The organism is Ureibacillus massiliensis 4400831 = CIP 108448 = CCUG 49529, assembly GCF_000772965.1.
Lineage (GTDB): Bacteria > Bacillota > Bacilli > Bacillales_A > Planococcaceae > Ureibacillus > Ureibacillus massiliensis.
The window spans coordinates 23,288-37,932 of record NZ_JPVQ01000034.1 but is presented as its reverse complement, the minus strand read 5'-3'; the positions used below and the strand labels follow the sequence as shown (position 1 = coordinate 37,932).

The window sequence follows — 14,645 nt, the reverse complement described above, 5'->3', positions numbered from 1 at the left end:
AAACAAACTTGAACAAATTCAATGTCTTTATCCAGTTTTGAGAGAACAAAGTTCTTTCAACTAAATAGGAACTTCGCCTAAAGGCGCGACATCGTGTCGCAACGGCGAAGCCAGCACATCCATGTGCAAGTGAAGTGATAATGGCAAAGAGGTCACACCCGTTCCCATACCGAACACGGAAGTTAAGCTCTTTAGCGCCGATGGTAGTTGGGGGCTTCCCCCTGTGAGAGTAGGACGTCGCTTCGCACAAAAAGCCGTTACTGAAATCGGTAGTGGCTTTTTATTTTAAAATATTTAATTTAAGGATAGTTCTAAACTATACTTTCTAAATATTTATTTTTTTATGTAAAATACTTGATTATTTTTTGTTCGTGATTATAATAATAAATGTACTTTAAAAATTATTGATTATAATAACGTTCCGAAGTAGCTCAGTGGTAGAGCAACCGGCTGTTAACCGGTTGGTCGTAGGTTCGAGTCCTACCTTCGGAGCCATTTTTTTTGCAGCTTTACTATATTGAAATTGATTTTTCGATAAAAAGTGAATTAAAGTAGAAAAAAGTGTTGCATCGAAATACTGAATATGATAAGATAATTCTTGTCTTGTTTAGGACATACATAGTTGGCCCGTTGGTCAAGTGGTTAAGACACCGCCCTTTCACGGCGGTAACACGGGTTCGAATCCCGTACGGGTCACCATTTAAAATTATATTAGAATTAAATTTCTATGATTCACTTGCATTTGGAGGATTAGCTCAGCTGGGAGAGCACCTGCCTTACAAGCAGGGGGTCGGCGGTTCGAGCCCGTCATCCTCCACCATAAGTGTTTAATCTGGAGAGGTAGCGAAGTGGCTAAACGCGGCGGACTGTAAATCCGCTCCTTCGGGTTCGGCGGTTCGAATCCGTCCCTCTCCACCAGTTATTGGGGTATAGCCAAGCGGTAAGGCAACGGATTTTGATTCCGTCATGCCCAGGTTCGAATCCTGGTACCCCAGCCATTTTCATAATAATTTCTTACATAAAATATGACAAATCCTTTACTCAATAGAGTAGAGGATTTTTTTTATAAAAACTTATTTCAGATAAATATTAGCACACAAATGTTAAATCCTAAGTTGAATAAATATACATTTCTATGTCAAGTTGAGTCAATGTAATGTTTCCGACTAAAATAGAAATAACTACAAGGGGGTAATAACATGTTGAAAAAGAAAATATCCATTATAGGAGTACCATCTGACTACGGACAAAGAAGAAGAGGGGTTGATATGGGCCCTAGTGCTATTCGTTATGCGGATATTATTGAACGTTTAACAACACTTGGATATGAAGTAGTGGATGAAGGAGATATTCAATTTAAAAGAGGAAATCAAGTTATAGAACAAAACAATAAATTGTTAAATTTAAATGAGATTATAGAGGTTAGTAACCATCTTGCAAATAAAGTGCAGGATGTAATTGATAGTGATAGTTTTCCTCTTGTGCTAGGGGGAGATCATAGTATTGCAATCGGTACATTGGCAGGACTAGGTAAGTACTATAAAAATTTAGGTGTCATTTGGTATGATGCACATGCAGATTTAAACACACCAGATACTACACCATCTGGTAATATCCATGGTATGCCACTAGCTGTAAGTTTGGGTCTAGGTAATGATAAACTAACAATGATAAACGGATATACACCAAAAATAAAGCCTGAAAATGTAATTATTATTGGTGCACGTTCTGTTGATGAAGGTGAAAGGGAATTAATTAAAAAACTTGGCATTAAAGTTTATTCAATGCATGAAATTGATCGATTAGGTATGACGAAGGTTATTGAGGATGCCATTGCATATTTAAGAAATCAACAAGTTGACGGCGTGCATTTATCTTTGGATTTAGATGCATTAGATCCTTTATATACACCTGGAGTTGGTACCCCGGTACCTGGAGGGATAACATATCGAGAGAGCCATCTTGCTATGGAAATGTTAGAAGAGGCACAAATTATTACTTCTGCTGAATTTGTGGAGGTAAATCCAATATTGGACGAAAGAAATAAAACAGCAGATGCTGCAGTAGCTCTTATGGGTTCTTTGTTTGGGGAAAAATTAGTTTAAAAATAGTTTCTATGGATTATATGAATTGGGTATAAATGTAATTTATACTAATAAGGAATTAAAAATTTTTGATATAATTTATAAAAAATGAAACTTTTAAATGAGAAAGAACGTACAAGATAGGGAACCGACAAAGGTGGAGAGGAATTTAAATGGATGCGCTAGTGAACAAAAGAATAAAGCAAGTGCTTAAAGGTGATCAAAACGCATTTTCTGATATTGTGAGCCTCTACCAGCATAAACTATATCAAATATGTTATCGAATGCTAGGTAACAATCATGAGGCTGAGGACATTGCGCAAGAGGCTTTTGTTCGTGCGTATATAAACCTTCATACCTTTGATCAAAAAAGGAAATTCTCTACTTGGCTATATCGAATAGCGACGAACCTTTGTATAGATCGGATACGAAAGAAGAAACCCGATTATTACTTAGATGCAGAGGTTGCTGGTACGGATGGTCTTGATATGTATTCACAATTATCTTCAGACGAGCAATCACCTGATGATGCAGCCCTACAAATGGAATTACAGGATAGAATACAATATGAAATAAGTAGGTTACCTGATAAGTATCGATCTGTTATCGTATTAAAATATATAGAGGAACTTTCCTTGCAAGAAATTAGTGAAATTTTAGACTTGCCATTAGGGACAGTGAAAACTAGAATTCACAGAGGGCGTGAAGCTCTCCGAAAGCAATTAAACAATTTGTAGGAGGTAAATTTGCATGAGTACGTGTCCACCAAACATAGTTGACTATATGCATGAATATCTTGATGGTGATATTAGTCGTGAGCATGAACAACAACTTAAAATGCATTTACAAAACTGTTATTCTTGCAAGGAACATATGCACGAGTTAAGTGACACAATTGCTTTTGTAAAAAGTGCAGCACATATACAAGCACCTCCACATTTTGAAAGCGAGGTTATGAAACGCCTACCAAAAGAACGAAATCGAGTAGGTGTTCAAAGATGGTTCAGACGACATCCGATTTTGGTTGCTGTTGCGGTGTTCTTCTTATTTATGAGTGCATCGGTAATCAGTAGTTATCCAGATGACGAATTTGCAGTTACTAATCAGCCAAACTTAGTTGTGGATGGTAAAACAGTAATCGTTCCCGAAGGAGAAATAGTCAAAGGAGATATCGTTGTAAAAAATGGCGATATTCTAATAAAAGGCGAAGTAGATGGGAATGTAACAGTGATCAATGGCGAATATATGGCTTCCACAGCAGTTGTAACTGGGGAAATTGAAGAGATTGATGAAACCTTTGAATGGTTATGGTATGAAATAAAATCAATGGGTAGTAATTTCATGGAACTCTTTGAATAACCGTAAAAATATTTCATAAACTATTATGACAAAAGTCTACTCGAAAGGGTGGGCTTTTTTAGCAGATTAAAAAGGAAATTATCGTATCTGTAGTTTGCTTTTATCAACTCGATCAATTGCAAGTGATCGAGTTGTGTTTTTATAATGGAGAATAAATGAAATATGATATACTGTTTTTATCGTCATGATTTATTTTAAAGTGGTTTAAGAAAGTATGTATAAATAAAAGTTAACCATCAATTAGCCATAAAAATGTGGGTATACCATTATGTTTTTGGATAATGGATTAGCTAGACTAAAGTGGGGGATGCCACATGCAGATTATTGAACAATTTACAGACCTTACACCTGTAAATATAATTATAAGTTTTTTAGATGTACTTCTCGTTTGGTACGTTGTATATAAACTACTTACACTTATTAAAGGAACAAAAGCTGTTCAATTACTAAAAGGGCTATTCGTCATCATATTTGCCAGAATTGCGACAGAAGTTTTAGGACTAGATACACTAGGTTGGATGTTGCAACAAGTAATTGATTTTGGTTTCATAGCAATCATAATTATATTTACACCTGAAATAAGAAGAGCATTAGAACAGCTTGGAAGAGGAAAGATATTCCGCCGTTCTACAAGTCAATTAGAAGATGAACAGTCGCGTCTAATCGAAGCGATGAAAAAAGCTGTAAGTTATATGGCGAAACGCCGAATTGGAGCACTTATCTCTATTGAAAATGAAACAGGATTAACTGAATATATTGAAACAGGGATAAAAATGAATGCAGATATTAGTTCGGAATTGCTGATTAATATATTCATACCAAATACACCGTTACATGATGGTGCGGTTGTTATACAAAAAACAAAAGTAGCAGCAGCAGCTTGTTACTTACCGCTTTCAGAAAGTACATTTATTTCCAAAGAATTAGGAACACGGCACCGAGCAGCACTGGGCCTTAGTGAAGTGACAGATGCAGTTACAATTATTGTTTCTGAAGAAACTGGTGGCATTAGTTTAACAAAAAATGGTGATTTATATCGCAATCTTTCTTTAGAAGAATTTGAAACTCAATTAAGAACTATGTGGTTTGGTCCGGAGCATGAATCGGATCTATCCTCTAAGTGGACTTGGAGGGGTAAAAAGAATGGATAAACTATTTGATAGTCCTTGGATACTCAGAGTCACAGCATTAGTATTGGCAATTGTCATGTTCTTCTACGTAAAATCACTGTTGGATGAAGGAATTTCTTCAACAGCAAATAATCATGTGGATATTCTCACAGACGTGCCACTAGAAGTGTATTATGATTCAGATAATCTAATTGTATCGGGATTGCCAGAAACAGTGGATGTTACCATTGAAGGTCCATTACAAATCGTTTTAAACACGAAGCTTCAAAAGGATTATAAGGTCTTTGTTGATTTAAATGACCTATTAATCGGTGAACATACGGTGAGGATAAAACACGAAGCCTTTTCCGATAAGTTATCTGTAAAAATAAATCCAGAAACAGTCGACATCATTATTGAAGAACGAGTCACTGCTGAATTACGTGTAGAGCCGGAAATGAATCATAATCTGATTGATGAGGCATATGTACTTCAAGGAATGACTGCAGAGCCTAGTACTGTATTTGTTACAGGTGCTAAGAGTGTGATTGGCAGTATAAATTACGTAAAAGCTACTGTAACAGGTAATCCCGGAATAAACTCTTCATTCGAGCAAGATGCAGATGTGAAAGTTTTAGATAGTAATTTAAATAAACTCGATGTTTTAGTAGAGCCTTCAAAAGTGAAAGTAAGGGTAGATATCGCTGAATATAGTAAAGATATCCCGATAAGGATAGTTCAGACTGGAACGCCTTCAGAAGATGTACTCATTAATCGTATATCGACGACAACAGAATCTGTAAAAGTGTTTGGTCCAAAATCTATTGTTGACGGACTCACAGAATTAGTCGTAGAATTTGACGTGACCGAAATTACACAAACAGGTGAGTATGAGGTGAATTTAGTTGTGCCAAATGGTGCAACAAAAGTTTCTTCTGAAACCATTTTAGTACAAGCTAATGTAACACAAGTACCTGAAGAAGAACCGACAGAAACTGAACAAACCAATGAAGAAGAACAAACAGACGAAATTATAGAAAACAATACAGAACAAATTCCAACTGAATAATAGATTCTAGACCTTTTGAGAAAAAGAGTTCGATAAATTGGAATTAACAGGATGAGGCATTGAATGTCTAGCATTAACACAAATGACTAGCATTGAAGGAGAGAATAACTAATGGGAAAATATTTTGGAACTGATGGGGTCCGTGGTGTTGCGAATACAGAGCTAACACCAGAGCTCGCTTTTAAGCTCGGACGAGTTGGTGGATATGTCTTAACGAAACATGCTACAGGACGCCCTAAAGTAATTATAGGTCGAGATACAAGAATCTCAGGTCATATGTTAGAAGGAGCACTTGTTGCAGGATTACTTTCAATAGGCGTTGAAGTAATGCGATTAGGAATTATCACAACACCAGGAGTAGCCTATTTAACACGTATAATGAACGCTGATGCTGGAGTAATGATTTCTGCATCTCATAACCCAGTTGCAGATAATGGGATAAAATTTTTTGGTCCAGATGGCTTTAAATTGACTGATGCACAGGAAGAAGAAATTGAAAACATCCTTGATTCAGAAGAAGATACATTACCTCGCCCGATTGGTGGGGATTTAGGTACCGTTAGTGACTACTTCGAAGGCGGTCAAAAATATATTTCATACTTAAAACAAACAGTTGATGAAGACTTCATGGGAATTCATGTTGCATTGGATTGTGCCCATGGTGCAACATCTTCATTAGCTACACATCTTTTTGCAGATTTAGAAGCAGACATTTCGTCAATGGGGTCTTCTCCGGACGGTTTAAATATTAATGATGGTGTCGGATCAACACACCCAGAAAAACTGGCAGCGTTTGTTGTTGAGCGAGAAGCACATATCGGATTAGCTTTTGATGGCGATGGGGATCGACTAATTGCAGTTGATGAGAACGGGAAAATCGTTGATGGCGATCAAATTATGTTTATCATCGGTAAATATTTGAACATAAAAGGTCGTTTAAAACAAAATACGATTGTTTCAACAGTTATGAGCAATATGGGATTCTATAAAGCACTTGAAGCAAACAGTATGGCAAGTGTAAAAACCGCTGTTGGTGACCGCTATGTAGTAGAAGAAATGCGTAAAAACAACTATAACTTAGGTGGAGAGCAATCAGGTCATATTATTTTCTTAGATTATAATACGACGGGCGACGGATTACTGACAGCAATTCAATTAGTGAACATTATGAAGGTTACGAAAAAACGTCTTTCTGAACTAGCAGCTGAAATGGTAGTTTACCCACAACGCTTAGTGAATATAAGAGTAACTGATAAACATGCTGTTACACAAAATGAAAAAGTGGCAAATGTAATTGCTGAAGTAGAAGCAGAGCTTGCTGGAAACGGGCGCGTACTAGTACGTCCTTCTGGAACAGAACCTTTAGTTAGAGTAATGGTAGAAGCTGCAACAGAAGAACAATGTGAAAGCTATGTAAATCGTATTGCAGCTGTTGTTAAAGAAGAAATGGGCCTAGCCTAATATAAAATGAACCCAGTAGATTAAATATACTGGGTTTTTTATATTCAAATGAACATCATATCGCGTTTAATTACCCTCCTTTTCGTCCATAGTATTTGTGAATTAAGAAAAAAGGAGAGATTGCAATGGCTAAAATTGCTACGTTAATAACGGATTTATTTGAGGACATTGAATTTACAAGTCCAAAAGAGGCATTAGAGGAAGCTGGGCATACTGTGGTGACGATTGATAAAGAAGGAAATAAGGCCGTACGAGGGAAGCAAGGAGAAGTAAGGGTAGAAATTGATTTTGGTGTTTCAGATGTAAAACCAGAAGATTTTGATGCTTTATTTATTCCTGGAGGCTTCTCACCTGACCTATTGCGTGACGATGATCGCGTTGTAGCATTTACGAAATCGTTCATGAGTGAAATGAAGCCTGTCTTTGCAATTTGTCATGGTCCACAACTACTCATTACAGCAAGATCCATTGATGGAAGAGATATTACAGGATATAAATCTATACGTGTTGATTTAGAAAATGCAGGGGCAAAATTCCATGATGAAGAAGTTGTGGTATGTCAAAAGCAACTCGTGACAAGCAGAACGCCTCAAGACTTACCTGCTTTTAACCGTGAAATTGTAAATTTATTAAAAGAAAAGGATTTGTAATGAAGGTTTACGAAGCGTAATATAACTTTCGCAAATCGTGAAAATGTTTTCATGCTGTCACATTTTCCAACTCATTTTAATATAATAAGTACGATTTCCACTAGAAAATGAATACATCTAGTGGAAATTTTTTCTTTTATTTTAAGAGTTTATTTGTACTTAGTACACATATTATTGACGAAAACTTGCATATTCTGTATGATGAAATTGCTTGTAATAAGCAACCTGCGCTAAAAGGAGGGAAACGGTGCGCATTATAAAAAAATCGGAAAACAATTACAGCGCCTGAGCTAAGGAAATCGGACGGTCATGAATCCTTAGTTGACGAGGTGGAGGTTATCGAATTTTCGGCGGATGCCTCCCGATCGAGATGCCCGATTGTTACTTTCGTTTTAAAACATAAAAGTGATTTTATGGACAGAAGAACGAAAAGGCAAATACAATTGAACATGCCAAGTACACTTACAATGCTTAGGGAGATAAGAATTAGACAGAATTCCTATCAAATATGCAATTTGTAAATACCTTTTGCATTGTCTTTTTTGTGTTTCATCAAAAAGAAGTTAATTTGGCATCATGGAGGATAAATCATATGTGTGGAATCGTTGGATATAATGGTGCGCTAGACGCAAAGGAAATTTTATTAAAAGGGTTAGAGAAACTAGAATACCGTGGCTATGATTCGGCGGGTATCGCGGTTCGAAATGAAGAAGGCGTGACAGTTTTCAAAGAAAAAGGTCGTATTGCAGACTTACGTACAGCTGTAGATGATGATGTTACAGCTACAATCGGTATTGGTCATACGCGTTGGGCAACACACGGTGTACCAAATAAACTAAATGCTCACCCTCACCAAAGTGCTTCAGGACGTTTTACTTTAGTGCACAATGGTGTAATCGAGAACTATCACTTATTACAAAAAGCTTATTTAAAAGGTATTCAAATGCAATCTGATACAGATACTGAAGTAATCGTTCAATTAGTAGAATTATTTGCAAATGAAGGCTTAACAACAGTAGAAGCATTTCGTAAAACATTATCTTTAGTACATGGTTCATATGCTCTCGCATTATTAGATAAAGAAGACGAAGATACAATTTTCGTTGCTAAAAATAAATCACCTTTATTAGTAGGTGTAGGTGATGGCTTTAATGTAGTTGCATCTGATGCAATGGCTATGCTTCAAGTAACAGATCAATATATCGAGTTACGCGATAAAGAAGTAGTTCTTGTTCATAGAGATAGAGTGGAGATTACAACTTTAGATGGTCGCGAAATTGATCGTAAACCATTCAAAGCAGAATTAGATGCAAGCGACATCGAAAAAGGGACATATCCACACTACATGTTAAAAGAAATGGATGAGCAACCAGGTGTTGTACGTAAAATCATCCAAGAGTATAGCGATGTAAATGGCGAACTTGCAATTGATGAAAATATTTTAACAGCATTAAAAGAAGCTGATCGTTTATACATTATTGCAGCGGGAACAAGTTATCACGCAGGCTTAATTGGGAAACAGTTCTTTGAGAAAATCGCAGGGATTCCTGTAGAGGTTCATATTTCAAGTGAGTTTGGTTATAACGTTCCTTTACTATCAGAGAAACCATTATTCATTTTCATCACTCAATCTGGTGAAACTGCTGATAGCCGTCAAGTGTTAGTGAAAATTAAAGAAATGGGCTACCCAGCTTTAACAATTACAAATGTTCCTGGTTCAACTCTTTCTCGTGAAGCAGACTACACGTTATTATTACATGCTGGTCCAGAGATTGCCGTTGCTTCAACAAAAGCGTATGTAGCACAAGTAGCTGTATTAGCATTAGCTGCATATGTGACGGCTCAATCAACTGGTAAAGATATTGATTTTGACTTAAAACAAGAGTTAGCAATTGCAGCAAATGGCATTCAAACAATGGTTGATTCAAAAGACGAATTAGAGCAAATTGCAGAAGACTACTTAAAAATTGCTCGAAATGCATTCTTTATTGGCCGTAACCTGGATTACTATGTAAGCTTAGAAGGCGCACTGAAGCTAAAAGAGATTTCCTATATCCAAGCAGAAGGTTTTGCTGGTGGGGAATTAAAGCACGGAACAATTGCTTTAATCGAAGAAGGAACTCCTGTATTTGCCTTAGTATCACAAGAACAAGTGGCATTAAACATTCGTGGTAATGTAAAAGAAGTCGTTGCGCGCGGAGCTAACGCATGCATCATTTCAATGGAAGGCTTAGAGGAAGAAGGCGACCGCCTAGTCATCCCAAAAGTCCATTCATTATTAACACCACTTGTAACAGTCGTACCATTACAATTAATAAGCTATTACGCTGCATTACACCGCCGCTGTGACGTCGATAAACCACGTAACTTGGCAAAATCAGTGACTGTTGAGTAGGGAGTTATTTATAACAAAATTGTGAGTTATAACTAATACTGTCACAACTTATAATTATATTTGACATCTAATTATAAGTTGTTATGACACAAAGGTTCACCTTGGTACTGCGATAAACCCCGCTGTATCAAGGTTTTCTTGTTTTTACCTCCAATAGTATTTATTAAGTGTAATTTACTAAAAACTATAAAAGTAACAGTTTGGTTTTATAATTAATATTGGCATAATTCGATCAACTCGGTGGTTAGGAGTCTGAATTTTGTTCTTGATTGGTGAAAATTCATTTAGCCAGTCTCGGTCATTACGATACAAAAAAGCATAAACATCAGGTACCAGTTTTCTGAGTTCCGTTTTAGACTTCTCGGGATACAACTCTTGAATTTCCATCCATTTCTCTTTTCTTAATTGTACTTGCTTCTCTAAATCTTCAATTGGACCTTGAACGATTTCTGCTTCTATTTTTGGAGTCTTCCATAGAACATTTAAATTCAATTTAGCTGCGTATTTTTTGATTGTTCCACGGTCTGCTTGAAATTCCCTTGAAATCTCAGCAAGTGTTTTACCTTCATTAACTGCTTCGGTCAGCTTTTTCTTCAAAACATGACCGTATTCTTTTATTGTGCCAATTCGAAATTTATCTTCTTCATTTCGATCGGGACCTTTTCTTGAATAAATAAAGCCACAATCGTATTGAAAGGTTCCAACAGGCTTCCTTGTACCATAATCCAATGTAATTCGTAAATCCTTTACAACACGCTTATGATAGTTCGGACAAGCTACATTCAAACATAACCATGGTCCTTTACCAAATGGGAGGAATTCATTTTTACCAAGCAAATGCTCCAAATCCGTTTCCAAAAACATCATTACTAACAAATGCCGAATCGGATGAAAGGATTTACGGTGCTTTTGAAAAACCATCGTTAACCAATCGGATTCTTTGAACGTCACAGCAGATTGCAATAGTTCTAATATAGTGTCGGAGAATTTTACCCCAAAACTTTGATATAACCTTTCCCGTTTTATAAATCCGTTAATATTTGCGTATCCCTTCTGCTTTAATAGTTCCAAGTATTTATTCCGAATAGTATTATCATTTGTTTGAAGATGGGGATTGTTTAGAAGCGATTCTGTCACTTTTGCAACCTTTACCAAGAACTGAATATCTTCATCATTTAAACCATTAAGATTAACTTTTTTTCTTTCAACAAAAGGAGTAGCAACAATAAACTCATGCTGGTTTTCGGATTTTGCTGAAACGGTTGTTTTCTCTAGCACCGTTTCATGTTTCGGACAAATAAAAACGCCTGGGGCTTGATGAACCCGCCGCCAATACGTTTCACCATGAGTTTCCATATCTTCTTTAATACAGTCACTGCATACCAAAAGATTGGTTTTTACTTTCACATTGCTTGCAGCAACACCAATACGGGTATGGATTGTACTTCCATCACTATCAAACATAGATTTTTTCACTTGTTTTGCCTGTTTCGGAAGTAAAAAGGAGGCATAATAAGGATACATTGTATGATTATTAATCAATTTTTCTTCATTCCAATAGGAACCAATTTGATTCAATAACACATTTAAGTTAGCAGGTAAATCCCAAACTGAACGAACTGTTCGTTTTCCGAACAGTTCTTCGATCGCCATTTTAGGACTTGTATTTCCTGATCTGACATGATATCTTGCAAACACACTGTAAAGCAATTCATCAGGATATGGCGTCGTAAACCAATGTAGCAACTTCTTTATCCTCCCATAACTCATCTAATGGTTTTTTAATGATTCCTTGATCAAGAAAATATTCATAGACAGATTTCTTCTTCTGTCTTGCTTCGTGCATTAAGCAGACTAAATAATTTTCACTTGATGGCGTTGCTCTCTTTTTCTTACTTGGACTATCCGCTTTCTTTTCATCTTTATCAATAAGCAATTTTACAGCCTCTTTCAGCACAATTGATTTTTCAATGTCTTCCCCAAATTGTTTGAGCACTTTTTTAATAGCACTCTGAACTTCTTTTGGTTCGAAATCCATGGATAATAGTTGCAACGTTACTTCTTCTAAAAGAGATTGTTCCTTTTTCACTCGCTTTTGTTCTTGGATTTTCTTTTGAATGCGAATCTTCTCTTGTAAATCTATGGAGCCTTTATATTTTTCCATTTCCTCATCCATATCAATTGGTCGAATATCCTCATATTTGGCGATTTCGCTTGGAATTCCTGACCTTAATGCTTCTAGCATAGACTTAACCAGTCTAAGACTATCGCTAGCCACTTGTTTGATCATTTGTTTACTTAATTTTTCTTCTCCAGTTGCAATAGCTCTTACCTGTGATAACATGAAAAGTTTCACTGCAATGTCGAGAATTCCTTGGCTCTCCTCGTAAATCAATTCGCTGAGTTCAGATGATAGAGGTGTATATTCGGTTGTCCACTGATACTCCCACATCCCATCCATAAATAAATCCCACGATGCGTCATGTGGCATTTGTGACCAAACCATATCTCCTTGATCACTCCCATGTCTAGCTTGTCTAAACTCACTCTGTAACACTGAGATTGCTTTATTCGTACCTACGATAATTACAGGAATACCAATCGTATTAACAAGTGTTACAAAAAAATTAAGCATCTTTTTACTGAGGATGACGTTATTGAACAAATATCAATGTTTCCTCCGTTTGATGAAAAAGAACGGACCTTAAATCCGAATTATCGGTTCCATTGTATCCAGAGACTTTTTCAATATTTTCAGCCATTTGAGAAGCATTTGGATCTTGAATTGGAAAAAAAAGAGATGAGGAATTTTTGGCATGATTAAAGAAAGCGGTTCAAAATTGGGATTTTGATGCTGAAAAACCCACAAGAATTACAGCAACATCACTAGGGAAGAAAATTAACAAGCTATCCGTATTGGAGAAAAAGTCGGAAAAGCTACCTGAATCAATGGAGTTTATCAGTAAAGTTTCAGAAGATCTAGTAGCCTTCCAAAAAAGACGAGTTGAATTCTGCATTGAAAAATTAAAAGAAGAAGGGGAACCAATCATCGAATGGAAAATATACAGAAAAGCAGGGATTCGTTCAGATGTATCAAACGAAGTGAAAAGGTTTATTTCGCTTAAAGTAACTCAATACGAGAGTCTTAACAATAAATAAAAATGAACTTAGAGAAAAACTCTAATGGACTAACCTAATTTAATAAGACAACATAAAACACCTTCGAATAGGGCATATTGGAAAATATGAACAAATAGTCGGAGGTGTTTTTGCGTGGGCAAAAATAGTTATTCATCAAAAGTAAAATGGGCTGTCGTAAAGGAAAAGTTAGCAGGCATATTAACAACTAGAGAAATTATGGAGAAGTATGGGGTTAAAAATAAATCGCAAGTAGAAACGTGGATGCGATGGTACAAAAATAATGAAATCTATCGTTTTGATCAGCCAATTGGTAAACAATACACTTATGGTCATGGCCCAGAAGGACAGTCTGAAACAGATAAGATAAACCGAAAAATGGCTCATTTAGAAATGGAGAATGAAATCTTAAAGAAGTTTATGGCAATCGCAAAGGAGTTGAACGTAAAGTAATCTTACCTACGGTAGAAAGATTAAGTAAAAAATATACTGTCACTATGATTTTAAAGGTATTAAAGATCCCACGTTCTACGTATTACCGCTGGTTAAATGAAGATGTAAACGAAATAAATGATACTGAAAATAAAATAATAGAACTGTGTAAACGTACAAAATATAGAAATGGACATAGGAAAATTAAAGCGTTACTTAAAAAGGAATATAATATCGAACTAAATAGAAATACAGTTCAAAGATTGATGCAAAAACATAATCTACAGTGTCGTATTAAACGTAAACGAAAATGGAAATCTCAAGGTGTACAGGAAGTGATTGTTCCAAATGTATTAGCACGTGATTTTTACGCAGCAAATCCAAATGAAAAGTGGGTAACAGATATTACGTATATTCAGTATGGTAGTACTACCCTTTACTTAGCGTCCATATTAGATCTTTATAACAATGAAATAGTGGCCTACAAACTGTATGACCATCAACAAACACCGTTGGTGATGGATGTCTTAAAGGCAGCTTTAGAAAAAAGAAGTTACCCAAATGGAGTCATTGTGCATTCAGATCAGGGAAGCGTGTATACCTCTTATGCTTACCAAACTTATATAAAGGAAAAGAACTTAATAGGAAGCATGTCTCGTCGTGGAAACTGTTGGGATAATGCGGTTATTGAGTCCTTCCATTCGAATTTAAAAACGGAAGAATTTCAGTATGTCAAAATGAACTCATTGAGCATAGAAGAAGTAAGTAGTCGTGTGGACATGTATATTCAGTATTATAACAAGGAACGAATTCAACAAAAACTAGGCTACTTGACGCCAATTGAATTTGGTCAACAAGCAGCCTAGGGTGATGTATTAAATAATTAACATCGAAGAAACGGCTTTACATGGAGTGGCGGGCATGATAGCCTCGTTTGGAAGAGCCAGC

General features: G+C 36.2%; 12 protein-coding genes, 5 tRNA genes and 1 rRNA gene. 16 read left to right on the top strand and 2 right to left on the bottom strand.

Features of this window, described 5'->3' with window-relative positions; genetic code table 11:
- Positions 1-130 precede the first annotated feature (130 nt).
- The 14 genes from rrf to glmS all read left to right on the top strand — a co-directional run bounded on the left by rrf (position 131) and on the right by glmS (position 10,127).
- Positions 131-246 (top strand): 5S ribosomal RNA (rrf, locus tag CD30_RS14850).
- A 174-nt stretch (positions 247-420) separates the two neighbouring features.
- Positions 421-495 (top strand) — tRNA-Asn (locus CD30_RS14845).
- A 129-nt stretch (positions 496-624) separates the two neighbouring features.
- A tRNA-Glu gene (locus CD30_RS14840) sits at positions 625-699 on the top strand.
- Between the two features lie 45 nt (positions 700-744).
- Positions 745-820 (top strand) — tRNA-Val (locus CD30_RS14835).
- Between the two features lie 14 nt (positions 821-834).
- Positions 835-918, top strand: a tRNA-Tyr gene (locus CD30_RS14830).
- Positions 919-923: 5 nt separating this feature from the next.
- Positions 924-998: transfer RNA gene (locus CD30_RS14825), tRNA-Gln, on the top strand.
- 201 nt (positions 999-1,199) lie between these two features.
- Complete coding sequence (rocF, locus tag CD30_RS14820) at positions 1,200-2,105, top strand: arginase (protein WP_036178395.1); 906 nt, start codon at positions 1,200-1,202, stop codon at positions 2,103-2,105.
- Between the two features lie 152 nt (positions 2,106-2,257).
- Positions 2,258-2,821 carry an RNA polymerase sigma factor SigW gene (gene sigW / locus CD30_RS14815; RefSeq protein ID WP_036178393.1) on the top strand — a complete coding sequence of 188 codons (564 nt, stop codon included), beginning with the start codon at positions 2,258-2,260 and terminating at the stop codon, positions 2,819-2,821.
- Between the two features lie 13 nt (positions 2,822-2,834).
- Complete coding sequence (locus CD30_RS14810; RefSeq protein WP_036178391.1) at positions 2,835-3,443, top strand: anti-sigma factor family protein; 609 nt, start codon at positions 2,835-2,837, stop codon at positions 3,441-3,443.
- 314 nt (positions 3,444-3,757) lie between these two features.
- Positions 3,758-4,594, top strand: a complete 837-nt coding sequence (cdaA, locus tag CD30_RS14805) for a diadenylate cyclase CdaA (protein ID WP_036178388.1) — start codon at positions 3,758-3,760, stop codon at positions 4,592-4,594.
- Entirely contained in the window at positions 4,587-5,621 is a 1,035-nt protein-coding gene (locus tag CD30_RS14800; RefSeq protein WP_036178386.1) for a CdaR family protein, read from the top strand. The genes cdaA and CD30_RS14800 overlap by 8 nt, the downstream gene beginning before the upstream one ends.
- Positions 5,622-5,732: 111 nt before the next feature.
- The gene (gene glmM / locus CD30_RS14795; protein ID WP_036178385.1) at positions 5,733-7,082 is read left to right on the top strand and encodes a phosphoglucosamine mutase; all 1,350 of its coding nucleotides are present in this window, start codon (positions 5,733-5,735) and stop codon (positions 7,080-7,082) included.
- A gap of 125 nt (positions 7,083-7,207) precedes the next feature.
- A complete protein-coding gene (locus tag CD30_RS14790; protein WP_036178384.1) occupies positions 7,208-7,732 on the top strand; it encodes a type 1 glutamine amidotransferase domain-containing protein in 525 nt (174 codons plus the stop codon).
- 592 nt (positions 7,733-8,324) lie between these two features.
- A complete protein-coding gene (glmS, locus tag CD30_RS14785; RefSeq protein ID WP_036178382.1) occupies positions 8,325-10,127 on the top strand; it encodes a glutamine--fructose-6-phosphate transaminase (isomerizing) in 1,803 nt (600 codons plus the stop codon).
- Positions 10,128-10,304: 177 nt separating this feature from the next.
- On the opposite strand, the gene CD30_RS14780 is transcribed toward glmS, so the two are convergent.
- The gene (locus CD30_RS14780; protein WP_052126245.1) at positions 10,305-11,873 is read right to left on the bottom strand and encodes a TnsD family Tn7-like transposition protein; all 1,569 of its coding nucleotides are present in this window, start codon (positions 11,871-11,873) and stop codon (positions 10,305-10,307) included.
- The gene (locus tag CD30_RS14775) at positions 11,842-12,792 is read right to left on the bottom strand and encodes a hypothetical protein (protein WP_211254633.1); all 951 of its coding nucleotides are present in this window, start codon (positions 12,790-12,792) and stop codon (positions 11,842-11,844) included. The genes CD30_RS14780 and CD30_RS14775 overlap by 32 nt, the downstream gene beginning before the upstream one ends.
- 251 nt (positions 12,793-13,043) lie before the next feature.
- On the opposite strand from CD30_RS14775, the gene CD30_RS14770 reads away from it, so the two are divergent.
- Complete coding sequence (locus CD30_RS14770; protein WP_141096067.1) at positions 13,044-13,286, top strand: hypothetical protein; 243 nt, start codon at positions 13,044-13,046, stop codon at positions 13,284-13,286.
- A 114-nt stretch (positions 13,287-13,400) separates the two neighbouring features.
- A protein-coding gene (locus tag CD30_RS14760) for an IS3 family transposase (protein WP_088350803.1) occupies positions 13,401-14,563 on the top strand; the annotation gives its coding sequence in 2 pieces (ribosomal slippage) (positions 13,401-13,686 and positions 13,686-14,563; 1,164 coding nt in all).
- The last annotated feature ends 82 nt before the right edge of the window (positions 14,564-14,645 follow it).